The following is a 26901-nucleotide window of genomic DNA, read 5'->3' as shown; positions in this document are numbered from 1 at the left end:
CCCCCGCCCCACCACAACACTCAACCCTTACATCCCCCCTCAGCCCCCTTCCCTTGCACCCCCACCGAACACAACTAAGCTTGTTGCCTCAATGGGCATCGCTGCGAAAGGAGCGATGCAGACGCGGTGCATGGCCTGTCGCCGCCCCAAAAAAAGCTTGACCGATCGATCAGAAAAAGGTGAAAAACGGTACACATTACAAATATTTATTTGTGTACAATCGCCAAGACCCGATCCCTGCGGGACATCAGTGAACGGGCCTGGACACGGGTCGGCGTACCAAAGTTGCGTTGCGGTAACCTTGCTGGTTATCAATACTGGCGCCGATTTTTCGACCAACAAGAACATCAAAACCGTGGAACCTTAGAATGAGCACAGCAATCAGTCCGACTGCTTATAACTATAAGGTCGTCCGCCAGTTCGCCATCATGACGGTGGTCTGGGGGATCCTTGGCATGGGCCTCGGCGTCTTCATCGCCTCGCAGCTGGTGTGGCCGCAGCTGAACCTGGACCTTCCCTGGACCAGCTTCGGCCGCCTGCGCCCGCTGCACACCAACCTGGTGATCTTCGCCTTCGGGGGCTGTGCGCTGTTCGGCACCAGCTACTACGTGGTGCAGCGCACCTGCCAGACCCGGCTGATCTCCGACAGCATGGCCGCCTTCACCTTCTGGGGTTGGCAAGCCGTCATCGTCGGCGCGCTGATCACCCTGCCGATGGGCTACACCACCACCAAGGAATACGCCGAGCTCGAGTGGCCGCTGGCGATCCTGCTGGCTATCGTCTGGGTTACCTACGGCCTGGTGTTCTTCGGCACCATCGTCAAGCGCAAGACCAAGCACATCTATGTCGGCAACTGGTTCTACGGCGCCTTCATCGTGGTGACCGCGATGCTGCACATCGTCAACCACATCTCGCTGCCGGTGAGCCTGTTCAAGTCGTACTCGGCCTACTCCGGCGCCACCGACGCGATGATCCAGTGGTGGTATGGCCACAACGCCGTGGGCTTCTTCCTCACCACCGGTTTCCTGGGGATGATGTACTACTTCGTGCCCAAGCAGGCCGAGCGGCCAATCTACTCGTATCGCTTGTCGATCGTGCACTTCTGGGCGCTGATCACCCTGTACATCTGGGCTGGCCCGCACCACCTGCACTACACCGCCCTGCCTGACTGGGCGCAGTCGCTGGGCATGGTGATGTCTATCATCCTGCTGGCGCCAAGCTGGGGCGGCATGATCAACGGCATGATGACCCTGTCGGGCGCCTGGCACAAACTGCGCACCGACCCGATCCTGCGCTTCCTGGTGGTGTCGCTGGCGTTCTACGGTATGTCCACCTTCGAAGGCCCGATGATGGCCATCAAGACCGTGAACTCACTGTCGCACTACACCGACTGGACCATTGGCCACGTCCACGCCGGCGCCCTCGGCTGGGTGGCAATGATCTCGATCGGCGCCGTGTACCACATGATCCCGAAACTCTACGGCCGCGAGCAGATGCACAGCATTGGCCTGATCAACGCGCACTTCTGGCTGGCCACCATCGGCACCGTGCTGTACATCGCCTCGATGTGGGTCAACGGCATTACCCAAGGCCTGATGTGGCGCGCCATCAACGATGACGGCACCCTCACCTACTCCTTCGTCGAAGCCCTGCAGGCCAGCCACCCTGGCTACATCGTCCGCGCCCTGGGCGGTGCGTTCTTCGCCAGCGGCATGCTGCTGATGGCCTACAACGTATTCCGTACCGTACGTGCCGCCAACCCGGCACAGGCTGAAGAGGCCGCCAAGATCGTCGTTGTGGGAGCGCACTGATGAAGCATGAAGCCGTCGAGAAGAACATAGGCCTGCTGGCCTTCTTCATGGTCATCGCCGTGAGCGTCGGTGGCCTGACCCAGATCGTCCCGCTGTTTTTCCAGGACGTCACCAACAAGCCGGTCGAGGGCATGAAGCCGCGCACCGCGCTGGAGCTGGAAGGCCGCGATATTTACATCCGCGAAGGCTGCGTGGGCTGCCACTCGCAGATGATCCGCCCGTTCCGTGCCGAAACCGAGCGTTACGGCCACTACTCGGTAGCCGGTGAGAGCGTGTGGGACCATCCGTTCCTGTGGGGTTCCAAGCGCACCGGGCCGGACCTGGCCCGCGTCGGTGGCCGCTACTCCGATGACTGGCACCGTGCGCACCTGTACAACCCGCGCAACGTGGTACCGGAATCGAAGATGCCGTCCTACCCGTGGCTGGTCGAGAACAAGCTCGACGGCAAAGACACCGCGAAGAAGATGGAAGTGCTGCGCACACTCGGCACCCCGTACACCGACGCCGACATTGCCGGCGCTCGTGACGCGGTCAAGGGCAAGACCGAAATGGACGCCATCGTCGCGTACCTGCAGGGTCTTGGCACCATCATCAAAAGCAAACGGTGACACTGATGGATATCGGGATGATTCGCGGCCTGGGCACCGTCGTGGTGATGGTGGCCTTCGTGGGCCTGGCGCTGTGGGTGTTCAACCCACGGCGTAAAAAGGACTTCGACGAAGCGACCCAACTGCCCTTCGCGGATGACCCCGAGGCCACCCGGCACGTCGAGCAAGCAAAAGCTTCTGGGAGCAAACAACAATGACAACCTTCTGGAGTCTGTACGTTACCGTCCTGACCCTGGGCACCATCTTCTCGTTGACCTGGCTGCTGCTGTCGACCCGCAAGGGCCAGCGCGAAGAGGTTACCGACGAAACCGTCGGGCATGCCTTCGATGGCATCGAGGAGTACGACAACCCGCTGCCGAAATGGTGGTTCTGGCTGTTCGTCGGCACCATCATCTTCGCCCTCGGCTACCTGGTGCTGTACCCGGGCCTGGGCAACTGGAAAGGCATCCTGCCGGGCTATTCGTACCTGGATAACGACAAGCAGACCGAGTTTTCCAACGGCCAGCCGGGCTGGACCGGCGTGCACGAGTGGGAAAAGGAAATGGCCAAGGCCGACGCCCGCTTCGGGCCGATCTTCGCCAAGTTCGCGGCCATGCCCATCGTGGATGTGGCCAAGGACCCGCAGGCATTGAAAATGGGCGCGCGGCTGTTCGCCTCCAACTGCTCGGTGTGCCACGGTTCCGACGCCAAGGGCGCCTTCGGCTTCCCCAACCTCACCGACAATGACTGGCGCTGGGGCGGCGAGCCGGAAACCATCAAGACCACCATCATGGGCGGGCGCCATGGCGTGATGCCGGCCTGGGCCGAAGTAATCGGTGACCAGGGCGTGGCCGATGTGGCTGCATTCGTGGTCAGCAAACTCGATGGCCGCACATTGCCTGAGGGCGCGAAAGCCGATGTCGAGAACGGGCAGAAGATCTTTGCTGCCAACTGCGTGGCCTGCCACGGGCCGGAAGGCAAAGGTACACCCGCCATGGGCGCACCGAACCTGACCCACCCGCAGGCGTTCATCTACGGTTCGAGCTTTGCCCAGCTGCAGCAGACCATTCGTTATGGCCGCCAGGGGCAGATGCCGGCCCAGGAACAGCTGCAGGGCAACGACAAGGTGCACTTGCTGGCGGCTTATGTTTACAGCCTGTCGCACCAGGCTGAACCGGCCAAGGCTGAGTAAGGCAGGCCTGGCCTCTTCGCGGGTAAACCCGCTCCTACACAGGATCCTTGTAGGAGCGGGTTTACCCGCGAAGAGGCCGGTACTGGCACAGCATTTCTCGCAGGCAAGTGACCTGGATCAATTGACACCCGCCATAACACGTTTCATACCACGAACCCAACGCGACTAAAGGTCGCAGTGCGATCCCATACCGCCCTCAGCGGCGTATCATGGACCGCAGAGCGCTAGCAGATTGCGCGAGACTGCGGCCCGCACGCACAGGCCGCGGCGTTTCTCCACTGCCGTGGGACTTGATGATGAGCAAGCAAATTCCGGTACATGATGTCACCCCGCCTGCCAGCAAAGGGAAGGATTCCGTCGACCTCTACGCTTCCCGGGAAAAGATCTACACCCGCGCCTTCACCGGCCTGTTCCGTCGCCTGCGCATGGTCGGGGGTGCCGCACTGTTCCTGCTGTACTTCGGCACCGTGTGGCTGAACTGGGGTGGTCACCAAGCTGTGTGGTGGAACCTGCCCGAACGCAAGTTCTACATCTTCGGCGCTACCATCTGGCCGCAAGACTTCATCCTGCTCTCGGGCATTCTCATCGTCGCCGCCTTCGGCCTGTTCTTCATCACGGTGTTCGCCGGCCGGGTGTGGTGCGGCTATACCTGTCCGCAAAGCGTGTGGACCTGGATTTTCATGTGGTGCGAAAAGGTCACCGAGGGTGATCGCAACCAGCGCATGAAGCTCGACAAAGCCCCCATGAGCGGCAACAAGTTCCTGCGCAAATTCGCCAAGCACAGCCTGTGGCTGCTGATCGGCTTTGTCACCGGCATGACCTTCGTCGGCTACTTCTCGCCGATCCGTGAACTGGTGATTGAATTCTTCACCGGCCAGGCCGATGGCTGGGCGTACTTCTGGGTCGGCTTTTTCACCCTCGCCACTTACGGCAACGCCGGCTGGCTGCGCGAACAGGTGTGCGTGTACATGTGCCCCTATGCACGCTTCCAGAGCGTGATGTTCGACAAAGACACGCTGATCGTGTCCTACGACCCACGCCGTGGCGAAACCCGCGGGCCACGAAAAAAGGACGCTGACTACAAGGCCCAAGGCCTGGGCGACTGCATCGACTGCACCATGTGCGTGCAGGTCTGCCCTACCGGCATCGATATCCGTGACGGCCTGCAGATCGAGTGCATTGGCTGCGCCGCCTGTATCGATGCCTGCGACAGCATCATGGACAAGATGAACTACCCCAAAGGCCTGATCAGCTACACCACCGAACACAACCTGTCCGGACAGAAGACCCACATGCTGCGCCCGCGCCTGATCGGCTATGCCGTGGTACTGCTGGTGATGATGATCGGGCTGGCGACGGCCTTCGCCACCCGTTCGCTGGTCGGCTTCGACGTCAGCAAAGACCGTGTGCTGTACCGCGAAAACGCCCAGGGCCGGATCGAGAACGTGTACAGCCTGAAGGTGATGAACAAGGACCAGCGCGATCACGTCTACGTGCTGGACGCGGCCGGCCTGCCGGACCTCAAGCTCGAAGGCCAACGCGAAATCCGCGTGGCAGCCGGTGATATCGTCAGCCTTCCCGTGCAGCTGTCGGTTGCCCCCGAGAAACTGCCATCGACCACCAACGAAATCACCTTCATCCTCAAGAGCGCCGACGACAGTGACGCCCAGGTTGAAGCCAAGAGCCGTTTCATCGGCCCACAGATCCGCTAAGAGAGATAACGCACAATGCCTGCCGCCACCGCCGCCAGCCCCTGGTACAAGCACCTCTGGCCCTGGATCATCATCGGCATCCTCACCACCTCGGTGTGCCTGAGCCTGACCATGGTCAGCATCGCTGTGCATAACCCGGACAACCTGGTGAACGACAACTACTACGAGGCCGGCAAAGGCATCAACCGCTCACTGGACCGTGAATTGCTGGCGCAGAAGCTAGGCTTGAAGGCCAGTGTGCACCTCGATGAGCTGACTGGCGAAGTGGACCTGCGTCTGACCGGTAACAGCGACCCGCAAAGCCTGGATCTGAACCTGATTTCGCCAACCCAGCCAGAGAAAGACCGCAAGGTGCTGCTAAGCCGGGTAGAAGCAGGGCGCTATGTGGGGCAGCTGGAAGACAAGGTCGACGGGCGCCGCTTTGTCGAACTGCTGGGTAGCGAAGGGGGCCAGGTGTGGCGCTTGTTCGAAGAGGAAAAAGTGGCGCATGGTGTGACCTTGCAGCTGGGTGATGAAGCACTGCAAGGCGCCGAACACCAATAGTCGTACCACTTCTCCCTGTGTAGGAGCGGGCTTGCCCGCGAATGCGATAGCTCAGGCAACGTTGTTTTCAGGCCTGACGCATTCGCGGGCAAGCCCGCTCCTACAGGTTTCGATTCAGGCCGGCCGATCTGTAAGGCAATGACGCAATGACCCAACCCACCCCCTGCTACCACTGCGCCCTGCCCGTCCCCGCCGGCAGCCGCTTCACCGCCGTGGTCCTCGGCCAGCCCCGGCAGTTCTGCTGCCCAGGTTGCCAGGCGGTGGCCGAGTCGATCGTCGCTGGAGGCCTGGAGCACTACTACCAGCACCGCAGTGACGCTAGCGCCAACCCCGAAGCCCTGCCCAGGCAGTTGCAGGACGAGCTGGCCCTTTACGACCGCAGTGACGTGCAACAAACCTTCGTCCGCCACCAGGGCGAGCTGGCCGAAACCACCCTGCTGGTCGAAGGCATCAGTTGCGCTGCCTGCGGGTGGCTGATCGAAAAGCACTTGCGCAACCTGCCCGGTGTCGCCGAAGCGCGCCTGAACCTGTCCAATCACCGCCTGTTGCTGAACTGGGATGACCAGCAGCTACCGCTGTCGCGCCTGCTCGCCGAGCTGCGACAGATCGGCTACGCCGCCCACCCCTATCAGCCCGACAAGGCCACCGAGCAGCTGGCCCGGGAAAACCGTAGCGCCTTGCGCCGCCTGGGCGTGGCCGGGCTGCTGTGGTTCCAGGCAATGATGGCAACCATGGCAACCTGGCCGGAGTTCAACATCGACCTGTCGCCCGAACTGCACACCATTCTGCGCTGGGTTGCGCTGTTCCTCACCATCCCCATCGTGTTCTACAGCTGCGCGCCATTCTTCAAAGGCGCGGCACGCGACCTGCGCACCCGCCACCTGACCATGGACGTTTCAGTGTCGCTGGCCATTGGCCTTGCCTTCGGTGCTGGCATCTGGACGGCCATCACCGGCAGCGGCGAGCTGTATTTCGACACCGTGGGCATGTTCGCCCTGTTTCTCCTCACCGGCCGCTACCTGGAACGCCGAGCCCGAGAACGCACGGCTGCGGCCACTGCGCAGCTGGTCAACCTGCTGCCGGCCTCGTGCCTGCGCCTGGACGCCTTCGGCCGCAGCGAGCGCATCCTCCTTGGCGAACTGCACTGCGGTGACACCGTGCAAGTGCTGCCAGGCGCAGTAATCCCGGCCGACGGGCGTATCGTAGAAGGCCGCTCCAGCGTCGACGAATCACTGCTGACCGGCGAATACCTGCCACAGCCCCGCCAAGTAGGCGAACGGGTCACCGGCGGCACGTTGAACGTCGAAAGCACCCTTAACGTGGAAGTCGAAGCCCTCGGTCACGATTCACGGTTATCGGCCATCGTCCGCCTGCTGGAGCGCGCCCAGACCGAAAAACCGCGCCTGGCGGAAATTGCCGACCGCGCCTCGCAGTGGTTCCTGCTGTTTTCGCTGCTGGCCGCCGTTGCCATCGGCCTGTGGTGGTGGCACCTGGACCCGACGCGGGCGTTCTGGATCGTGCTGGCGATGCTGGTGGCAACCTGCCCCTGTGCGCTGTCGCTGGCCACGCCAACTGCGCTTACGGCCGCCACCGGCACCTTGCACAAGCTCGGCCTGCTGGTGACCCGCGGCCATGTGCTGGAAGGCCTGAACCAGATCGACACGGTAATCTTCGACAAGACCGGCACACTGACCGAGGGCCGCCTGGCCTTGCGCAGCATTCGCCCGCTCGGCAGCCAGGCAGCCGACCGCTGCCTGGCCCTTGCCGCCGCGCTGGAAAACCGCTCCGAGCACCCCATCGCCCGCGCCTTCGGTCGTACCGCCACGCCTGCCGATGATGTGCAGACCATACCTGGCCTCGGCCTGGAAGGGCTGGTGGACGGGCAGCGCCTGCGCATTGGCCAGGCCACCTTCGTCTGCGCCTTGAGCGGCGCGCAAATCCCCGCCGTGCCAGAGCCGCGCGGCCAATGGCTGCTGCTGGGCGACCGCCAGGGGCCATTGGCCTGGTTTGGCCTGGACGACCGTCTGCGCGACGATGCCCCGGCCCTGCTCGCTGCCTGCAAGGCACGTGGCTGGCGCACGCTGCTGCTATCGGGCGACAGCTCGCCAATGGTTGCCGAAGTGGCCGCACAACTGGGCATCGACCAGGCCATTGGCGGCCTGCGGCCAGACGACAAGCTTGACCGGCTGAAAGCCCTGCAGGCACAGGGGCGCAAAGTGCTGATGCTCGGCGACGGTGTCAACGATGTGCCGGTGCTGGCCGCCGCCGACATCAGCATCGCGATGGGTAGCGCCACCGACCTTGCCAAGACCAGCGCCGATGCCGTACTGCTGTCCAACCGCCTGCAGGCGCTGGTGCAGGCCTTCGACCTGGCCCGTCGAACGCGGCGCAACATCCTCGAGAACCTGCTGTGGGCGACCCTGTATAATGGCCTGATGTTGCCGTTTGCCGCGCTCGGCTGGATCACGCCGGTGTGGGCCGCCATCGGCATGTCGGTCAGCTCGCTGATCGTGGTGCTCAATGCCCTGCGCCTGACCCGTATGCCCGTGGCCTCTGGCCCGCTGCCCCACGAAGCCCCTTTACCCGGGAGGAAGTCGCCATGCCCGCCCTCTATGTCATGATTCCGGCAGCCCTGCTGCTGGTCGGCGTGGCCGTGTACATCTTCTTCTGGGCGGTAGACAGCGGCCAGTACGACGACCTTGAAGGCCCCGCCCACAGCATCCTGTTCGACGATCAGGACCCGCGCCACCAGGCGGCCGTGAAGCCTGACGACGCCCCGGCCGACACCGACAAGGAACCACCTCCCCGTGCCTGACCTGCTTCCGCTGCTGGGCTCGGCACTGGTCCTTGGCCTGCTGGGTGGCGGTCACTGCCTGGGCATGTGCGGTGGCCTGATGGGCGCACTGACCTTGGCCATCCCCCCCGAACAACGCGGCAAGCGTCTGCGCCTGTTGCTGGCGTATAACCTGGGGCGCATTTTCAGCTATGCCTGCGCCGGCCTGTTGCTGGGCCTGGCAGGCTGGGCCGTGGCCAGCAGCCCGGCAGCGCTGGCGCTGCGGGTGGCTGCGGCGCTGCTGCTGATTGCCATGGGCCTGTACCTGGCCGGCTGGTGGAGCGGGCTGACCCGTATCGAGGCACTTGGCCGCGGGTTGTGGCGGCATATTCAGCCGCTGGCGTCGCGCTTGCTGCCAGTGTCCAGCCTGCCCCGGGCGTTGCTGCTGGGCGCCTTGTGGGGCTGGCTGCCGTGCGGTTTGGTTTACAGCACCCTGCTGTGGGCGGCCAGCCAGGGCAACGCCGGGTACAGCGCGGTGTTGATGCTCGCGTTCGGGGTGGGCACCTGGCCGGTGTTGCTGGCAACCGGGCTGGCTGCCGAACGGGTAAACGCCCTGTTGCGGCGACGCAGCGTGCGCGTGGCGGGCGGTGTGCTGGTGATGCTATTCGGTGTCTGGACCCTGCCGGGCCCACACCAGCACTGGCTGATGGGGCATTGACGGGGGCTGCAAGGCAGCCCCAATGCCCTTGATACAAATCAACACAGTTTCCTACAGACGGCCATAGACTCCGGTGCACTGCTGCTCTTTCCGGGGACTACCCTCATGCTCGACGAACTACGTTGGGATACCGACCTGATCCGCCGCTACGATCTCGCCGGGCCACGCTACACCTCTTACCCAACCGCCGTGCAACTGCACAGCGAGGTGGGTTCGTTCGACCTGCTCAACGCCCTGCGCGAGAGCCGACGGGCCGTGCGCCCGCTGTCGCTGTACGTGCATGTGCCGTTCTGCGCCAACATCTGCTACTACTGCGCCTGCAACAAGGTCATCACCAAGGACCGCGCGCGCGCCGCGCCCTACCTGCAGCGCCTGGAGCAGGAAATCCAGTTGATCGCCTGCCACCTGGACCCTAAACAACGTGTTGAACAGCTGCATTTTGGCGGAGGCACACCAACCTTCCTCAGCCATGTGGAACTGCGCCAACTGATGGCCACCCTGCGCCAGCACTTCCACCTGCTGGACGACGATTCCGGCGACTACGGCATCGAGATCGACCCTCGCGAAGCCGACTGGTCGACCATGGGCCTGCTTCGCGAACTGGGCTTCAACCGCGTCAGCCTGGGTGTGCAGGACCTTGACCCGGCCGTACAACGGGCGATCAACCGCCTGCAGAGCCTGGAGCAGACCCGCACCCTGATCGAGGCTGCCCGCACGCTACAGTTTCGCTCGGTCAACCTCGACCTGATCTACGGCCTGCCCAAGCAAACCCCGGAAGGCTTCGCCCGCACCGTCGAAGAGGTGATCCGCCTGCAGCCCGACCGCCTGTCGGTGTTCAACTATGCCCACCTTCCAGAGCGTTTCATGCCGCAACGGCGCATCGACAGCAACGACCTGCCCAGCGCCGCCGCCAAGTTGGAGATGCTGCACGCCACCATCGACCAACTGACCGCCGCCGGTTACCGCTACATCGGCATGGACCACTTCGCCCTGCCCGACGACGAACTGGCCATTGCCCAGGAAGAAGGCACCTTGCAGCGCAACTTCCAGGGCTACACCACCCACGGGCACTGCGACCTGATTGGCCTGGGCGTGTCGGCGATCAGCCAGATCGGCGACCTGTACTGCCAGAACAGCAGTGACCTCAGCACCTACCAGGACAGCCTGTCCAACGCCCAGCTGGCCACCCAGCGCGGCTTGCTGTGCAACCACGACGACCGTATACGCCGGGCGGTGATCCAGCAGCTGATCTGCCATTTCGAGCTGGATTTCGAGCCCATCGAACAGGCCTTCACCCTTGACTTTCGCGGTTACTTCAACGACCTCTGGCCCGAGCTGCTGACCTTGCAGCGCGACGGCCTGATCAGCCTGGACGACAAGGGTATTCGCATCCTGCCGGCCGGCCGGCTGCTGGCGCGCTCGGTATGCATGGTGTTCGACGCGTATCTGGCAATGCACAACCGCCAGCGTTTCTCGCGGGTGATCTGAAAAACAAGGCGTTCACCGCATGGACAAGCTTCCTTGTCAGGCACACTATGAGCACACAAGGACTCCCGGCAGGCCACCTGCCGGGGTTTCGCCAGCGCGCACCATCACCGCGCACACTGGCCTACACCCTGTGTCGTGAGTTACCCTTACGACTTATGTGTGCTTTCCCACAAGGATCGATTCAAATGTCCGAGCCAGTCAAACTGCGCCCACACAACCAGGCCCATTGCAAGGATTGCAGCCTGGCCCCCCTGTGCCTGCCTCTTTCGCTGAACCTGGAAGACATGGACGCACTGGATGAAATCGTCAAACGCGGGCGACCGCTCAAGAAAGGCGAGTTTCTGTTCCGCCAGGGTGACAGTTTTGGCTCGGTCTACGCAGTACGTTCCGGGGCCCTGAAAACCTTCAGCCTCAGCGACAGCGGCGAAGAGCAGATCACGGGCTTCCACCTGCCCAGCGAACTGGTCGGCCTGTCGGGCATGGATACCGAGGCCTACCCGGTATCGGCCCAGGCCCAGGAAACCACTTCGGTGTGTGAAATCCCCTTCGAGCGGCTTGACGAGCTTTCGGTGCAACTGCCGCAGCTGCGTCGCCAGCTGATGCGGGTAATGAGCCGCGAAATCCGCGACGACCAGCAAATGATGTTGCTGCTGTCGAAAAAGACCGCCGACGAGCGCATTGCCACCTTCCTGGTCAACCTGTCGGCGCGCTTCCGCGCCCGCGGCTATTCGGCCAATCAGTTCCGCCTGAGCATGTCGCGCAACGAAATCGGCAACTACCTTGGCCTGGCCGTAGAAACCGTGTCGCGGGTGTTCACCCGCTTCCAGCAGAACGGCCTGCTGCGCGCCGAGGGCAAGGAAGTGCACATTCTCGACCCGATCCAGCTGTGCGCGCTGGCCGGTGGTGCAATCGAGGCCTGAGGCCACGTTTAGCGGGTATACTTGGGCATTCGTTTTCCCAGGATACCCGCAACAATGCACAGCGACGCCTTCGACCTCAAAGCCCTGATCCGCCCGGTAGTGGACTTCCCCAAACCGGGTGTGATCTTCCGCGACATTACCCCGTTATTCCAGTCGCCACGCGGGCTGCGCTATGTGGCCGACCAGTTCATCGAGCGCTATGTCGAGGCTGAATTCAGCCACATCGGCGCCATGGACGCGCGGGGCTTCCTGATCGGCTCGATCATCGCCCACCAGCTGAACAAGCCGCTGATCCTGTTCCGCAAGCAGGGCAAGCTGCCGGCCGACGTGCTGAGCGAGGGTTACCAGACCGAGTACGGCGAGGCCTTCCTGGAAGTGCATGCCGACAGCCTGTGCGAAGGCGATTCGGTGTTGATCTTCGATGATTTGATAGCAACTGGCGGGACCCTGCTGGCGGCGGCCAACCTGGTGCGTCGTACCGGGGCGCAGGTGTTCGAGGCGGCGGCGATCATCGACCTGCCGGAACTGGACGGGTCGCGTCGGTTGCAAGCGGCCGGGGTGCCTACCTTCTGCCTGACCGAGTTTTCCCTCAGCGAGTACTGAGTGGGCTTTTGGGGCTGCTTTGCAGCCCCAATGAATCAGAGCGAAATGGGCCGGCGCCCTGCAAAGGCATGGGCCAAGGTACCGCCGTCCACCATCTCCAGCTCACCGCCCAGGGGCACACCATGGGCAATCCGCGACGCTACCAGCCCTTTCTCGCTCAGCAACTGGGCAATGTAATGCGCCGTCGCTTCGCCTTCCACCGTCGGGTTGGTCGCCAGGATCACCTCGGTAAAGGTGCCCTGCTCTTCGATCCGCGCCATCAGCTGCGGAATACCGATCGCCTCAGGCCCCAGGCCATCCAGCGGCGACAGGTGCCCCTTGAGCACGAAGTAACGGCCACGGTAGCCCGTCTGCTCCACCGCATACACATCGGTCGGCCCCTCGACCACGCACAGCTGGGTGTCGTCACGGCGCGGGTCGGCGCACTGCGGGCACAGCTCCTGCTCGGTCAGGGTGCGACACTGACGGCAGTGGCCCACCCCATCCATGGCCTGGGTCAAGGCCTGAGCCAGGCGCAGCCCACCGCTGCGGTCGCGCTCGAGCAGTTGCAGGGCCATGCGCTGGGCGGTTTTCTGACCGACACCTGGCAAGATGCGCAGGCCGTCGATCAGTTGGCGGATGAGGGGGCTGAAGCTCATGGGAAAGGCCTGACAATTCAATAAGAGGCGGTTTATACCCAGCGAGGGCGGTGGCGTCAAATCAGGTCACCCCAAGTCTACGCGGCCTGCAGTTATATGAGCGCAATTGCCTTGCACAAAACTGGAAAGCCACAGTGATCGTGCAAAATTTCAAAGTTCGAGCACAACAGTTGCACCCGACATAAAAAAGCAGACCGCGCCTGGGTTGAAATCTACGTAAAAAAAACGCCGCTGATATCAGCGGCGGTTTTGCGTATCGCAATGCCCTTAGAACGGCATCTTGAAGCCTGGCGGCAGCTGCATGCCGGCGGTCATGCCGCCCATCTTTTCCTGGCTGCTTTGCTCAACCTTGCGCACTGCGTCGTTCAGCGCAGCGGCAATGAGGTCTTCCAGTACTTCCTTGTCATCTTCATCAGTCGACATCAGGCTCTGGTCGATGCTGACGCGCTTGACGTCGTGACGACCGGTCATCACCACACTCACCAGCCCGCCACCGGACTGACCGGTGACTTCGGCGTTGGCCAGTTCTTCCTGCATCTTCTGCATTTTTTCCTGCATCTGCTGGGCCTGCTTCATCAGGCCGGCCATGCCACCTTTCATCATGGGGTATACCTCGATTGGGTCATGTGATGCGGCCCGGCACCGGGCCGGCCGCATGGTTATCCGTTACTGGCCCTGGCTGACCAGGGCTTCTACAGGCTCAATAGTATCCTGCCGCACCTTGGCGCCGAACAACTTGATCATCTGCTGGATCAACGGATCCTGCTCGATCGAAGCAACTGCATCCTGCTGGCGCTCGGCACGCTTGCGCGCTGCGGCCTGAGCCGGGGTTTCCTGCTCGGGCAGGATCAGCTCGATGCGCAGGTTCAGCGTGCGCCCCAGGTGCTGGTTGAGCGCTTCGTTCAGGCGCCGCTGCTGGGTCGCGTTGAACAGTGCCCCCTGGCCCGGGTCCAGATGCAGCAGCCAGTCGTCGCCATCGGCGGCAATCAGTGTACAGTTTGCCGCGATGTTGCCTGTCATCCCTGACACAGGCAACTGTGGGAATAATTCCAGCCATTGCAAGGCCAGGCCGGTGGCCGGTTTGGCTGCCGGCAACGGTTCGGCAGCCGGTTTGGACACGTCTTCCTGAACATGTTCGGCCAACTCGTCCAGGTAGCTGAAACCTGCCGGATCGCTTTCGCCGCCGTAATAGTCTTCGTCCAACGGTGGCTCATCGTCCCGGTCCATCCCCACGGCAGCGTAGGCAGACGGGTCGAAAGGCGGCTCGTCGTGTGCCGGGGCGGCCTGTGGGGGCGCCACCGGGGCAACAGGCTCGGGCGCAGGTGCCGGTTCAGGCGCGGGTTCGGCCGCTAACGGCGCGGGTGCAACGGCAGGCTCTTCCCACGGCAGGTCGACCACTTCGGCAACAGGCTCAGGTACGGAGATGGCCTCGGCTTCGGCCTTCAGCTCAACATCTGCCTCGGCCTCCGGTTCATGATCAGCCGTCGCGGGTGCAGGCACCTCCAGCTGCGGGGCTTGCGCTACAGGCTCCGCCGGCACAGCCGCAACAGGCGATGAAAGCGCGACCGGCGCCGCGGCTGCCACCTGCCCTGCAGGATCAGCTGTGGCCTGGCTGATCCCCGTTGGCTTTAGCACCGGCTTCGGTGCGTCGTCCGTGTCTGCCGGGCGGAACGCCAGCATACGCAGCAGCACCATCTCGAAGCCACCGCGCGGGTCCGGTGCAAGGGGCAGGTCACGACGGCCAATCAGGCCCATCTGATAATAGAACTGCACATCCTCGGCCGGCAGCGCCGATGCCAGCGCCAATACCCGCTCGCGATCACCCTGGCCGTTGTCTACCGCTTCGGGCAGCGCTTGGGCAATGGCTACACGGTGCAGCACATTGAGCATTTCGGCCAGAACACCCGACCAGTCCGGCCCTTGCTCGGCCAGGTTACGCACGGCCTCCAGCAAAGCCCTGGCATCGCCTTCGAGCAGTGCCTGCAAGACGCCATACACCTGGCCATGGTCGAGGCTACCCAACATGGCACGCACATCGGCGGCCAGTACCTTGCCTTCACCAAAGGCGATGGCCTGGTCGGTCAGGCTCATGGCATCACGCATGGAGCCATCGGCCGCACGGCCCAGCAGCCACAGGGCATCTTCCTCGAACGGCACGTTCTCGGCGGCCAGTACGTGACTGAGGTGCTCCACCACCCGCTCCGGGCTCATGTTCTTCAACGAGAACTGCAGGCAGCGCGACAGGATGGTGGCCGGCAGCTTCTGCGGGTCGGTGGTGGCGAGGATGAACTTGACGTAGGGCGGCGGCTCTTCCAGCGTCTTGAGCAAGGCGTTGAACGAGTGGGTCGAGAGCATGTGCACTTCGTCGATCAGGTAGACCTTGAAGCGCCCACGGCTGGGGGCGTACTGCACGTTATCGAGCAGTTCGCGAGTGTCCTCTACCTTGGTACGGCTGGCGGCGTCGATCTCGATCAGGTCGACGAAACGGCCTTCGTCGATCTCACGGCACACCGAACAGGTGCCACAGGGCGTGGAGGTGATGCCGGTTTCACAGTTCAGGCACTTTGCGATAATACGGGCGATGGTCGTCTTGCCCACGCCGCGGGTACCGGTGAACAGGTAGGCATGGTGCAGGCGCTGGTTGTCCAAGGCATTGATCAAGGCCTTGAGCACATGGGTCTGGCCGACCATTTCGCGGAACGAGCGCGGACGCCATTTTCGTGCAAGAACCTGATAACTCATCGAAAAACCATCGTAGCCTGATCGAGCGGAAGATCGCTAATGCTAGCGGAGCGGGGGCAAAATTGCACCCTGCGCAACTCGTCTAAGCTTGGAATGGCGCATTGTCCAGGGAGGATTGCCTTTGCGAAGACTGCTGGCCCTTTTACTGCTGTGGTCTACAAACAGCCTGGCTGACCAGCCGGTGCTGCGCTTTTCCGTCGTCGAGAGCTGGAGCATGCCGCTGGTACGCATCGAAGGCGATCAGCCAGTGGAGGGATTGCTTTACGACCTGATGCAAGCCGTTGCCAGGCAAGTGGGCGCTAGCCCCAAGTACCACGTCATGGCACGCCTGCGCCTGGAGGAGGCCATGAGCAGCGGCGATATTGATGTGCGCTGCCACGTCAGTACCCAATGGCTCAACGACCGCCCAAGGGATTTTGTGTGGAGTATCCCGCTGTTTCATCAGCGCGACGTACTGGTTGGCCGCGCTGGCGACAGCACCCCGTTACCCCCGGAGCAACTGCCACCTCAGGCGATCGGCACGGTGCTTGGCTACACCTATCCAACCCTGCAACCGCTGCTGGACCAAGGCCAGCTGCGCCGTGAGGACAGCCGCAGCCAGTTGCTGGTGCTGCAAAAGCTGCAGGCAGGCCGGTATCGCCATGCGGTAAGCAACCAGTTGTCGTTGCAGTGGTTCAACCAAGGGTTGCCAGCGGAGCAGCAATTGCAGGCGCTGGCAGTGCTGGACGAACAGGATTTGGGGTGCATGGTGCGCAACGATCCGGCGATACCGACTCAAGGGCTATTGCGGGCGCTGGCAAGAATGAAGCAGTCGGGGGAGATCGAGCGGATTTTGCAGCGGCATGGAGGGACGGGCGAGCCGGAGAGTATGTCTGTGGCCCAGCCCGAAATACCCAGCAAAATGCCGGCACACAGCCAGCGCAACTAACGGCCCTGCTCATTTCGCGAACGCTTGCGCAAACACTGTGGGAGCAACTGTCTTGCTCAATTTCTAAAAGCTGGCGCGATCCCTGTGGGAGCGGGCTTGCCCGCGAACACCGGCATAGCCGGTGCCATCCACCGCGTTATATTCTTCGCGGGCATGCCCGCTCCCACAGCGTTGAGCGGCACACTCACAATCTCTATCACAAACTCAATGTCACCGGCCTTTACGTTCAAACGCCAAGCTGACAGCATCCGCCTGCCCCCAGGCAATCTGCATGGCCCGCAACCCATGCTCCAATAACTGCCTGGCTTCTTCGTCCTGAATGCGCTCAAGCGCCCGCCGGCTATCACTGTAGGCGAACATCAGGTAGTGGGAAACATTCATCAACGCGAACCCCATCGGGACGATGCCTTTGCTGATCGCGCGGGAAAGGGATTTGCCTTGGGGAAGATCGAAGACGTGGGGGGCATCGGGGACCCGTTTTTCATGAGTTCACGATACCGGGCTGAGAGCACCCTTTCGCTTCCACACTTAGGGTGACAGTTGTACGCGGGGTGGAAGACCAGGGGTATGGCAAACCTGGCAGGCCCGAAGGCCTCCCACGCACAACCGTCATATCGACAGCCACCAAACCACCCAGGCTTCCACACCCGATCGCTGAACTGACAGCGACCGCGAAAGCCTAGTGGGCGAGGTTGACCGGAACAATCAGACGGGAGTCGACGGAACACGTAGGATAATTCGCTATGCCTGCCTGACGCGTAGGAGCTTTCCTAGACTGCTATCAGACCTATTTTAAAAGCAGACACTCTGATCATGTGCTTACTGTAATCGGGATCCCTGTCTTCACAGCAAAGCCCGTAAATACGCACTCAAGAACAACCCCACACCAAACACAAAATGCGTGACCAGGCTCTTCAGGCAGTTCCGCGCAGGTGTCGGCGTTCTGGACGCAAAGAACCCTGCCCCCATGGCCGGCTGCATGAAGCACAGCGGCGCCACGACTGTACCCATACCCACAACTACCGCAGGTAAAACAGTAGGCGATCGCAACCAGCCCTCCCCCACGATCACAAGCAGCAGCATCGCGAAAAGCACGCCGGTGGCGTAGTGAATCACCCATCCCCACGCCAACTCATTTCGCACCGGTTCCGCTTTGGCAATCGCTTGGTGCGAAGCACGCCCACCTAGCAGGTGCCCCGCCCAACGCCCGACCATGGCAAAGTTCAGCGTTGCCACACCCAACCGCCTCAGCAGCAGCCCCCACAGGTCCATCACTACTGTGGCGCCGATGCCAATCGGCAACGCAGCTAAAAACATAGCAGTAAACGTCATTGAACAAGCCCTCGAAAGTTGACAGTCCTTACCCATGCCGCGCAGCATAGAAGTTGAAGTCAACTTCAAGTCAAGGACCTGAAATGGACATTGCCGACGTCGCCAAACGCACAGGCGTACCTGCATCGACACTCCGCTACTACGAGAAGAAAGGCTTGCTCAAGTCCCTGGCCGAGCGCGGCCAGCGACGACAGTTTGCAGCCGATGTGGCGGACAGGCTGGCGCTGATCGCCCTGGGGCAGGCTGCGGGGTTTTCGTTGGATGAAGTCGGGGCGATGTTGGTGGACCTGCAGGTCGACCGGCAGATGCTGAATGCCAAGGCAGACGAACTTGACGCGCGGATCAGGCGCTTGCAGGCCATGAGCAAGGGGTTGCGCCATGCAGCTCAATGCCCTGAGAAAGATCATCTGGCATGCCCGAAATTTCAGCGGCTGATGAAGCTGTCGGCGGCGGGAGCACTGGGCGAAAAGCAGGAAAGAACGAAAGCGTTCGTTACAGATTGAGGTTTTCCGACCCCGGAAATGGAGGCGGCCCCACCAGCCACACCCCGGCACTCGATGTTCCCGCTATGGCTGCTCCCTTCCGGGCCTGACCAGGTTAACGGGTAATCAATGCGGGGGGACCGATGGGGCCACCACTACATGCCTCGCTGAGCAGCGAGTGGCGCCATTGTACCGGTCTTGCGAGCAGATACAACCTCCGGGGCGAGAAAAAGTCATCATTTCTCAATGACTTGTCAGAGTCGAGACGGCCTGGACGGGCCTCTCGCGGGTAAACCCTCCCCACAGGCACCGCTTGAATGTCGCAAGCAGTCCACCCTGTGGGAGCGGGCTTGCCCGCGAAGCAGGCGCCGCGATGGATGGCACCAGCTACGCCGGTGTTCGCGGGCACGCCCGCTCCCACAGGGTCGCGGATGCCTAGACCGCTATGCCCTGCTCAGCCAGGAAGGTAACGAAGGCATCTTCATCCAGCACCTTCACACCCAGCTCAGCAGCCTTGGCCAGCTTGGAGCCTGCCCCAGGCCCTGCCACCACGCAGTGGGTCTTGCCCGAAACGGAACCGGCTACCTTGGCCCCCAGGCTTTCCAATTTGTCCTTGGCAATGTCCCGGCTCATACGCTCTAGCGTCCCGGTCAAGACCCAAGTCTGCCCGGCCAGCGGCAAGCCTTCGGCTACCTTCTTCTCACAGCCCCAGTGCATGCCGAACGCCAGCAGCTGTGCCTCGATGTCCCGGGCCAGCTTCTGGTTCGCTTCATCCTTGAAGAACTCGCGCACCGCGTCAGCCTGCTTAGCCGCCAGGGCCTGGCGCAGGTCGATGCCGTCGGCGGCAATGATCTTGTCCAGGCTGTCGAGCCTGGCCACCAGCTTCTCGGCGCCGGTAGGGCCGACAGAGGCGATGTCGAGCTTGGCGATCATCCCGGCCAGGGTAGTGCTGGCAGCGAACTCGGCAGCCAGCTCGCCTTCGTCCTGCAACTGCATACCGCTGTCGAGCAGTTGCTGGATAACCTTCTGGTTGTGCTCGTCTTCAAAGAAGTTGTGGATCTCGTAGGCAACCTCCAGGCCGATGTCCGGCAGGTAGGTGAGCACCTGCGGCAGCGCCTGCTGCACGCGGGCCAGGCTACCCAGCGAGCGGGCCAGCACCTTGGCGGTCTCTTCGCCTACATCAGGAATGCCCAGGGCGTAGATGAAACGCGCCAGGCTCGGGCGTTTGCTTGCTTCAATGGCATCGAGCAACTTCCTGCTGGACACCTCGGCGAAGCCTTCAAGGCCGACGATCTGCTCGAACTGCAGCTTGTACAGGTCAGCCGGCGAGCCGATCAGGCCCTCATCCACCAACTGCTCGACGCTCTTCTCGCCCAGGCCGTCGATGTCCATAGCGCGGCGCGATACATAGTGAATGATCGCTTGCTTGAGCTGGGCGCCGCAGGCCAGGCGGCCGACACAGCGGTACACCGCGCCTTCGCTGGTGGTTTCCTTGCCTTTGCTGCGCTTTACCAGCCGGGTACGCTCGACCTGCGAGCCACAGACCGGGCATGCGCTTGGCACCTCTACCGGGCGGGCGTCTACCGGACGACGCTCAAGCACCACCTGCATCACCTGCGGGATCACATCACCGGCACGACGAATGATCACCGTATCGCCAATGCGCAGGCCCAGGCGGGCGATTTCGTCCATGTTGTGCAAGGTGGCGTTGGACACGGTCACACCGGCCACCTTGACCGGCTTCAGGCGCGCCACAGGCGTGACTGCACCCGTACGACCAACCTGGAACTCAACATCCAGCACCTCGGTCAGCTCTTCCATGGCCGGGAACTTGTGGGCAATCGCCCAGCGTGGCTCACGGGCGCGGAAGCCCAGCTCGCGTTGAGCGGCCAGGCTGTTGACCTTGAACACTACCCCGTCGATCTCATAAGGCAGGCTGTTACGCCGCTCGCCAATGTCACGGTAGTAGGCCAGGCACTCTTCGATGCCCGCAGCATGCTTGAGCTCGCGGCTGATCGGCAGGCCCCAGACCTTGAGTTGCTCGAGGATACCGATGTGGCTGTCGCCTATGCTCTCGGACACCTGGCCGACGCCATAACAGCAGAATTCCAGCGGGCGGCTGGCGGTAATTTTCGAATCCAGCTGGCGCAAGCTGCCAGCGGCAGCGTTGCGCGGGTTGGCGAAGGTCTTGCCACCGGCCTCGGCCTGGGCGGCATTGAGCCGGTCGAAGCCGGCCTTGCTCATGTACACCTCGCCGCGCACCTCCAGCACTGCCGGCCAGCCCTTACCCTGCAACTTGAGCGGGATGTTGCGCACAGTGCGTACGTTGGCACTGATGTCTTCGCCAGTGGTGCCGTCGCCACGGGTGGCACCCTGCACCAGCTGGCCGTCACGGTACAGCAGGCTCACGGCCAGGCCATCGAGTTTGGGTTCGCAGCTGTAGTCGACCGCGCCGGGCTGGTCGAGACCTTCTACCACACGGCGGCCGAACTCACGCAGGTCGGCTTCTTCGAAGGCATTGCCCAGGCTGAGCATGGGCACTTCGTGGCGCACTTGGCTGAACGCCGCCAAGGCAGCGCCGCCAACGCGCTGGGTGGGCGAGTCAGGGGTTACCAGGTGCGGGTGTTCGGCTTCCAGCGCCTTGAGCTCGTTGAACAGGCGGTCGTATTCAGCATCGGGCACGCTGGGCTCGTCGAGCACGTAGTAGCGATAGTTGTGCTGGTCGAGCTCGGCACGCAGTTCGAGGATACGGGATTCGGCGGTCATGGATTGTCTTCTCTTGCAAAGCAAAAGAGCAGCTTGGGGGTAGTGCGCGGGGTTCGAGGTGTCTATTGCCTGTGCCGGCCTCTTCGCGGGCAAACCCGCTCCTACAAGGGCATCAAATGCCTCTAGGGCGGTGATGCACCTGCAGGAGCGGGTTTACCCGCGAAGAAGCTGGCACAGGCAACGATGATGCCCGAACCGGCCAGCACGCCCTCAGGCTGCTCTTTCGTCTGGATCTGTCAGCGTTTCTGGGTCAGCGCGCGGCGCTCGAACTCGACGATACGCTGGCGATAGTGCTCGATGGTCTGGGCAGTCAGTACGCTGCGCTGGTCATCCTTGAGCTCACCGTTCAGTTCGTGGGCCAGCTTGCGTGCTGCGGCAACCATCACATCGAAGGCCTGCTTCGGATGACGCGGGCCCGGCAAACCGAGGAAGAAGCTCACAGCGCGGGTGCTGAAGTGGTCGATGTCGTCCAGGTCGAACACGCCAGGCTTGACTGCGTTGGCCATGGAGAACAGCACCTCGCCGTGACCGGCCATGCTCTCGTGACGGTGGAAGATGTCCATTTCGCCGAAGCGCAAGCCGCTTTCCAGGATGTTCTGCAGCAACGCCGGGCCCTTGAAGCCACCCTCGTCGCGGGAGATCACGCTGATGACCAGCACCTCTTCAGCGGGTGGCAACTCCTTGACGCTGCTGCTGGCAGGCGCTGCGCCGCTGCTACGGTTGTTGTCGGCGGCAAAGTCGTCATCGCTGTCAGCAAACAGGTCGGGCTCGCGTTGCTCGGCGCTCAGGTTCAGGTCACCCTGCTGCATATCGGCAGCCGCACTGGCACGCTTGCCGCGCTTACTGGCCTTGACCGGCTTGGGCTCACGCTCGCGATCACGCGAAGACGCGCTGAGCGAAGGCAGGTCGCTTTCGTCCAGCTCAGGCTCCTTGTGGGTATCGAGCACCCTCGGCGGGCCGAGCACCTCGGCACTGCCACCCTCTTCGTCCGGCAGGTTGGAATAACTACGATCCAGACGGAATTTCAACTTGCCTTTCCCGCCGCGCATGCGGCGCCAGCCGTCGAAAAGAATCCCGGCAATAACAATGATGCCGATAACGATCAGCCACTCGCGCAGACCGATTTCCATGTAATCCCGTGCCTCTATAAAAATATGCTTGAAAACAAAGGGTTCAAAGCCCTTTAACACGTGGCGCCAACTCTATGTTCTGACAGGCGTTTTACCCACGCAAAAAACGAGTGACATTAAGCTAGCACGACCAAAGACAACTTTACACCGTCTGTCGCACATGGCGGGGGCATTTCGCTACAGAATGTGCCCCTATCGTCGTACATCAAGCGTCGACCATGGCCATGGCCGCCTCCACATCAACCGCAACAAGGCGTGAACAACCCGGTTCATGCATGGTCACCCCCATCAATTGATCCGCCATCTCCATCGCAATCTTGTTATGGGTGATGTAGATGAACTGCACGCTTTCACTCATTTCCTTGACCAGACGCGCGTAGCGCCCGACGTTGGCATCGTCCAGCGGCGCATCGACCTCGTCGAGCATGCAGAACGGTGCGGGGTTCAACTTGAAGATGGCAAACACCAGCGCCAAAGCGGTCAGTGCCTTCTCGCCGCCGGACAGCAAATGGATGGTACTGTTCTTCTTGCCCGGGGGGCGCGCCATGATCGTCACCCCTGTATCGAGTAGATCTTCGCCCGTCAGTTCCAGATAAGCGCTGCCACCACCGAAAACTTTTGGGAAAAGTGCCTGTAATCCGGCATTTATCTGATCAAAGGTATCCTTGAAGCGGTTGCGGGTCTCCTTGTCGATTTTGCGGATGACGTTTTCGAGGGTTTCCAGCGCTTCGACCAGGTCGGCGTCCTGGGCGTCCAGGTAACGTTTGCGCTCGGACTGCTGCTCGTATTCTTCGATGGCCGCCAGGTTGATCGCCCCCAGGCGCTGGATGCGCGCCTCAAGCTGCTCCAGCTCCTGTTCGGTACCCTGCTCGCTGGCCTCGGCTTCCAGGGTGGCGAGCACGCCTTGCAGGTCATAACCGTCGGCCAGCAACTGCTCTTGCAGGGTCTTGCGCCGCACATCCAGGCCCTGGCACTCCAGGCGCAGTTGCTCCAGTTGACCGCGCAGCAACTGGGCCTGCTGCTCGGCCTGGGTGCGGCGCTTTTCGGCATCGCGCAGTTCGCGGTCGGCTTCGTCCATGTGCAGGCGAGCCAGGCGCATTTCCTCGTCCACACTCATGCGCCGCTCCAGCAGTTCCTCCAGCTTCAGGCGCAGTTCTTCCTGCGGGGCTTCCCCCTCCTCCAGGTTCAGGCTCAGTTGCTCCTGGCGCTCGGTCAGGCGCGCAGCTTGCAGCTCCAGGCGCTCCAGCGCCTGGCGGGTAGAATCGTACTGGGCACGCAGCGACCCCAGGCGCACCGCCAGCTGGTGAGCGTGGTCCTTGTGCTGCCTAGCCTCCTGACGCACCCGATCGAGGCTTTCGCGCAGGGTATCGCGGCGGGCCATCAACTGTTCGCGCTGCTCGGTGTCCTGGGCCATGAGCTCCAGAGCCTCTTGTAGCAGCAGGCGTGCTTCGCCCAGTTGCTCGTGTTCCAGGGCGCGCTGTTCTTCCAGCTCGCCCAGCTCTTCGTGCAGGCGGCGGCGGCGCAGCTCGACCTGCTCGGCGCGCGCGCGGCTGGCCGAAAGACTGGCCTTCAGCTCGCCGTGCAGGCGGTTTTCATCCTGTGTGCGGCGGCGCAACTGTTCGCGCTGCTCCTCCAGGTCCAGTTGCTGCTCGCGCAGGGCCTGCAACTGTTGATCGAGCTGTTCCAGCGCCGCTTCCTGTTCCAGTTGCTCCTGGCCCAGGCGTTCGATTTCCTGGCCACGCGCCAGCACGCCGCCTTCGGCCTCGCCACCCCGGCGCACCCGCAGGAAGTGCCGGCCGACCCAATAGCCATCGCGGCTGACCAGGCTCTGCCCTTCGCCGAGCGACCCGCGCTGCTCCAGTGCCTGGGCCAGGTCTTCCACAGGCCTGACCTGGCCCAGCCAGGGCGCCAGGTCGATACGGCCCTCGACCTTCTCCAGCAAGCTGCCGGGCAACGTCGCCCCCGCGCTGACGGCCAGCAGCAAGCGCAGTTCACCCTGCTCCAGGCCGGCAAAATCGAGGTCGTTGAAATCGTCCACCAGCACGGCCTGCAGATCGGCACCAAGCACGGTCTCTACCGCCAGCTCCCAACCCGGCTCCACCCGCAAGCCTTCGGCCAGCCGCGGCTGTTGCTCCAGCCCTTGGCCGTGCAGCCATTGCGCAGCACCTGCGCCCGGCTCCAGGGCGGCCTGCTGCAAGGCTTCAAGCGAGGCCAGGCGCCCGCCCAGGCGCTGCAGGTCGCCCTGTGCCTGCTGTTGCGCCTGGGTGGCCTGCTGCAGTTGCTCGCGTGCGTTTTCCAGGCGCTCGATCACCTGCTCTTCGCAGAGCTGCAGTTCTTCCAGCAGCATTTCGCTGCTGGCCAACTGCTCGACCTGTTCGAGCATGGCGGCATCCTGCGGGTCGCTGCCCAGTTGCTCGCGCTCCTCGACCAACTTGCGCTGGCGCTCGGTCTGGCGCTCAAGGCTGGCTTCCAGCTGCTGCAATCGCGCCTGCTGCACTTCGGCCTGACGGCGCGGTTCGGCGGAACTGCTGTTGAAGCTGTCCCACTGCTCCTGCCAGCCGTGCATGCCCAGTTCGGCCTCTTCAAGCGCGGCAGCGGCTTCCTCGGCAGCCGCCAGGGTCATTTCCTGCTCGGGTTCGAGCATGGCCAGCTCTTCGCCCAGGGTCGCCAGCAAGGTGCGGTCGTGTCCCAGGTGCGATTCGGTTTCCAGGCGTGTGCGCTCGGCTTCCTTGAAGTCGTCCTGCAACTGCCGCAGGCGCTGCTGGCCGTGCTGAATGCTCTGCTCGACCCGGGCGATGTCACCGGCCACCGAGTAGAAACGGCCCTGCACCTGATTGAAACGTTCGGACAGTTCGTGATGACCGTCGCGCAGGCGTTCGATGCTGGCATCGGCATTGCGCTGCTCGGCCACCAGCGCCTCGTGAGAAACGCCCTGATCGCCGATCACCGACTCGCGCTGGCGGACTTGTTCGTCCAGGCCTCGCCAGCGCAAGGCAGACAGGCGCGCTTTCATCTGGCGCTCCTGAGCCTTGTACTCACGGTACTTCTCGGCGGCCTGGGCCTGGCGATGCAGACGCTCCAGCTGGCGTTCGAGCTCTTCGCGCAGGTCGGTCAGGCGCGCCAGGTTTTCCTGAGTGCGACGGATGCGGTTCTCGGTTTCGCGGCGGCGCTCCTTGTATTTGGAAATGCCAGCCGCTTCCTCGATGAAGTTGCGCAGCTCCTCGGGCTTGGCCTCGATCAGCTTGGAGATCATGCCCTGCTCGATGATCGAGTAACTGCGCGGCCCCAGCCCCGTCCCGAGGAAGATATCGGTGATGTCACGCCGGCGGCATTTGGTGCCGTTGAGGTAATAGCTATTCTGCCCGTCGCGGGTAACCTTGCGGCGGATCGATATCTCGGCGTAGGCGGCATACTCGCCGACCAGAGTGGTTTCGCTGTTGTCGAACACCAGCTCGATACTGGCCTGGCTGACCGGCTTGCGCCCACTGGAGCCGTTGAAGATGACGTCGGTCATCGACTCGCCGCGCAGGTTCTTCGCCGAACTCTCGCCCATCACCCAACGCACCGCGTCGATGATATTGGACTTGCCGCAGCCGTTTGGGCCGACCACGGCCGCCATGTTGCTGGGGAAGTTGACCGTGGTCGGGTCGACGAACGACTTGAACCCGGCCAGGCGAATGCACTTCAGGCGCATCGGTCAGCCTCTGGCCAGTGCCGCCAGCACCAGTTCGCAGCTGCGCTGGCCATAGGCGGTGAGCACCTCACGAATGCGCGGCAGGTCGCGGGACACCACGGCTTCGAGCAGGCGGGCGAACAGGTCGAGATAGTCGCTCATGTTGGCCTGGCGCTGGTCCAGCGACAGGTAATAGGCACGGCTCATGGCCGGCTGCAGGTTTTCCACGGTTTCCTGCAGGAACGGGTTGTCGGCGAACGGGTAGGCCGCACGCATGACTGCAAAACTGTCGGCGACGAAGGTCTTGATGTCGAGCTGGTCATGGGCACGCTGCAGCCGCTGCTGGATCTCCAGAAACGGGCGCAGGTCGGCTTCGGTGCGCCATTTTTGCGCAACCGCATTGCCCAGCAGGATGTAGAACTCGCCCATCAGCGAGCACAGGCTGCGAACGCTGCGCTCGTCCAGCACGGTCACATGGGCACCCCGGCGCGGCAGGATCGCCACCAGATGGCGGCGTTCGAGGATCAGCAGTGCCTCACGCACCGAGCCGCGGCTGACGTTGAGCGCCTGGGTAACCTTCTGCTCCTGGATACGTTCGCCTGGCGCCAGCTCGCCGCGAATGATGCGTTCGGCCAGGTAATCGGCAATCTGCTCGGAGAGGCTGTCCGGGGCCTTGAACGTCATGGTTTTCCTTCAAAATCATTGAACTGGGCACAAGGGGCGAATTGTAGCGTACTTGGGCGGTAGTCGCGCAGAGGGGCCAGGTGGTTTATTTGACCTGTCAGACAGCCACGCGCCCGGCGCGATCTATGCTTGGAATAGAGGCAGTGTGTTCGGCTGGGCATGGACATGTGCAATTTCTT

At 62.7% G+C, this 26901-nt stretch carries 23 protein-coding genes and 1 other RNA gene; 14 read left to right on the top strand and 10 right to left on the bottom strand.

Translation table 11 applies throughout. The features are described from left to right. Positions 1-368: 368 nt before the first annotated feature. The 12 genes from ccoN (at position 369) to QCL51_RS07880 (ending at position 12347) form a co-directional block, all read left to right on the top strand. Positions 369-1811, top strand: coding sequence for a cytochrome-c oxidase, cbb3-type subunit I (ccoN, locus tag QCL51_RS07935; protein WP_003254284.1), 1443 nt, complete (start codon positions 369-371; stop codon positions 1809-1811). Next, entirely contained in the window at positions 1811-2419 is a 609-nt protein-coding gene (gene ccoO / locus QCL51_RS07930; RefSeq protein ID WP_003254286.1) for a cytochrome-c oxidase, cbb3-type subunit II, read from the top strand. The genes ccoN and ccoO overlap by 1 nt, the downstream gene beginning before the upstream one ends. 5 nt (positions 2420-2424) lie before the next feature. Further along, positions 2425-2616: a CcoQ/FixQ family Cbb3-type cytochrome c oxidase assembly chaperone gene (locus QCL51_RS07925; RefSeq protein ID WP_003254287.1), complete on the top strand. Its 192-nt coding sequence runs from the start codon at positions 2425-2427 to the stop codon at positions 2614-2616. Beyond that, complete coding sequence (gene ccoP / locus QCL51_RS07920) at positions 2613-3590, top strand: cytochrome-c oxidase, cbb3-type subunit III (RefSeq protein WP_021783044.1); 978 nt, start codon at positions 2613-2615, stop codon at positions 3588-3590. The genes QCL51_RS07925 and ccoP overlap by 4 nt, the downstream gene beginning before the upstream one ends. 296 nt (positions 3591-3886) lie before the next feature. Continuing rightward, positions 3887-5302, top strand: coding sequence for a cytochrome c oxidase accessory protein CcoG (ccoG, locus tag QCL51_RS07915; RefSeq protein ID WP_028696987.1), 1416 nt, complete (start codon positions 3887-3889; stop codon positions 5300-5302). Between the two features lie 15 nt (positions 5303-5317). Then, positions 5318-5845, top strand: a complete 528-nt coding sequence (locus tag QCL51_RS07910) for a FixH family protein (RefSeq protein ID WP_021783042.1) — start codon at positions 5318-5320, stop codon at positions 5843-5845. A gap of 146 nt (positions 5846-5991) precedes the next feature. Next, the gene (locus QCL51_RS07905; protein WP_028696986.1) at positions 5992-8466 is read left to right on the top strand and encodes a heavy metal translocating P-type ATPase; all 2475 of its coding nucleotides are present in this window, start codon (positions 5992-5994) and stop codon (positions 8464-8466) included. Continuing rightward, the gene (ccoS, locus tag QCL51_RS07900; RefSeq protein ID WP_021783040.1) at positions 8445-8660 is read left to right on the top strand and encodes a cbb3-type cytochrome oxidase assembly protein CcoS; all 216 of its coding nucleotides are present in this window, start codon (positions 8445-8447) and stop codon (positions 8658-8660) included. Before QCL51_RS07905 ends, ccoS begins: the two co-directional genes overlap by 22 nt. Continuing rightward, positions 8653-9336 (top strand): sulfite exporter TauE/SafE family protein, encoded by a 684-nt coding sequence (locus tag QCL51_RS07895; protein WP_021783039.1) that lies wholly within the window; start codon positions 8653-8655, stop codon positions 9334-9336. The genes ccoS and QCL51_RS07895 overlap by 8 nt, the downstream gene beginning before the upstream one ends. A gap of 105 nt (positions 9337-9441) precedes the next feature. Continuing rightward, the gene (gene hemN / locus QCL51_RS07890; protein ID WP_028696985.1) at positions 9442-10824 is read left to right on the top strand and encodes an oxygen-independent coproporphyrinogen III oxidase; all 1383 of its coding nucleotides are present in this window, start codon (positions 9442-9444) and stop codon (positions 10822-10824) included. Between the two features lie 185 nt (positions 10825-11009). Next, on the top strand, positions 11010-11744 hold the full coding sequence (gene fnrA, locus QCL51_RS07885; RefSeq protein WP_003254301.1) for a Crp/Fnr family transcriptional regulator FnrA: 735 nt from the start codon (positions 11010-11012) through the stop codon (positions 11742-11744). Between the two features lie 54 nt (positions 11745-11798). Continuing rightward, complete coding sequence (locus tag QCL51_RS07880; protein WP_009683910.1) at positions 11799-12347, top strand: adenine phosphoribosyltransferase; 549 nt, start codon at positions 11799-11801, stop codon at positions 12345-12347. A gap of 35 nt (positions 12348-12382) precedes the next feature. On the opposite strand, the gene recR is transcribed toward QCL51_RS07880, so the two are convergent. From recR to dnaX, 3 genes are all read right to left on the bottom strand, one after another. Beyond that, positions 12383-12985, bottom strand: coding sequence for a recombination mediator RecR (gene recR, locus QCL51_RS07875; RefSeq protein WP_021783037.1), 603 nt, complete (start codon positions 12983-12985; stop codon positions 12383-12385). A 267-nt stretch (positions 12986-13252) separates the two neighbouring features. Then, positions 13253-13588, bottom strand: a complete 336-nt coding sequence (locus QCL51_RS07870; RefSeq protein WP_003254305.1) for a YbaB/EbfC family nucleoid-associated protein — start codon at positions 13586-13588, stop codon at positions 13253-13255. A 63-nt stretch (positions 13589-13651) separates the two neighbouring features. After that, a complete protein-coding gene (gene dnaX, locus QCL51_RS07865) occupies positions 13652-15727 on the bottom strand; it encodes a DNA polymerase III subunit gamma/tau (protein WP_021783035.1) in 2076 nt (691 codons plus the stop codon). Positions 15728-15848: 121 nt separating this feature from the next. On the opposite strand from dnaX, the gene QCL51_RS07860 reads away from it, so the two are divergent. Further along, positions 15849-16655 carry an ABC transporter substrate-binding protein gene (locus QCL51_RS07860; RefSeq protein WP_103462254.1) on the top strand — a complete coding sequence of 269 codons (807 nt, stop codon included), beginning with the start codon at positions 15849-15851 and terminating at the stop codon, positions 16653-16655. Between the two features lie 210 nt (positions 16656-16865). Here QCL51_RS07860 and QCL51_RS07855 read toward each other — a convergent pair whose 3' ends face one another. Together QCL51_RS07855 and QCL51_RS07850 are read right to left on the bottom strand one after the other, a co-directional pair. Then, positions 16866-17036, bottom strand: coding sequence for a hypothetical protein (locus tag QCL51_RS07855; protein ID WP_223271203.1), 171 nt, complete (start codon positions 17034-17036; stop codon positions 16866-16868). Positions 17037-17498: 462 nt separating this feature from the next. Next, a complete protein-coding gene (locus tag QCL51_RS07850; RefSeq protein WP_021783032.1) occupies positions 17499-17987 on the bottom strand; it encodes a DUF2938 domain-containing protein in 489 nt (162 codons plus the stop codon). Positions 17988-18070: 83 nt separating this feature from the next. Between QCL51_RS07850 and QCL51_RS07845 the strand changes: the two genes are divergently transcribed. Continuing rightward, complete coding sequence (locus QCL51_RS07845; protein ID WP_103444718.1) at positions 18071-18490, top strand: helix-turn-helix domain-containing protein; 420 nt, start codon at positions 18071-18073, stop codon at positions 18488-18490. A gap of 28 nt (positions 18491-18518) precedes the next feature. On the opposite strand, the gene ffs is transcribed toward QCL51_RS07845, so the two are convergent. The 5 genes from ffs to QCL51_RS07820 form a co-directional block, all read right to left on the bottom strand. Continuing rightward, positions 18519-18615: signal recognition particle sRNA small type (ffs, locus tag QCL51_RS07840), an RNA gene on the bottom strand. A gap of 289 nt (positions 18616-18904) precedes the next feature. Next, positions 18905-21235, bottom strand: a complete 2331-nt coding sequence (gene ligA / locus QCL51_RS07835; protein ID WP_101196431.1) for an NAD-dependent DNA ligase LigA — start codon at positions 21233-21235, stop codon at positions 18905-18907. Between the two features lie 236 nt (positions 21236-21471). Next, positions 21472-22365 carry a cell division protein ZipA gene (gene zipA / locus QCL51_RS07830; RefSeq protein WP_021783026.1) on the bottom strand — a complete coding sequence of 298 codons (894 nt, stop codon included), beginning with the start codon at positions 22363-22365 and terminating at the stop codon, positions 21472-21474. Between the two features lie 205 nt (positions 22366-22570). Continuing rightward, positions 22571-26059, bottom strand: a complete 3489-nt coding sequence (gene smc, locus QCL51_RS07825) for a chromosome segregation protein SMC (RefSeq protein ID WP_021783025.1) — start codon at positions 26057-26059, stop codon at positions 22571-22573. 3 nt (positions 26060-26062) lie between these two features. Beyond that, a complete protein-coding gene (locus tag QCL51_RS07820; RefSeq protein ID WP_021783024.1) occupies positions 26063-26722 on the bottom strand; it encodes a GntR family transcriptional regulator in 660 nt (219 codons plus the stop codon). Positions 26723-26901: the final 179 nt, after the last annotated feature.

It is taken from the genome of Pseudomonas sp. LTR0 (genome assembly GCF_036630035.1).
Lineage (GTDB): Bacteria > Pseudomonadota > Gammaproteobacteria > Pseudomonadales > Pseudomonadaceae > Aquipseudomonas > Aquipseudomonas putida_Y.
This window is presented reverse-complemented; position numbering and strand designations above follow the sequence as displayed.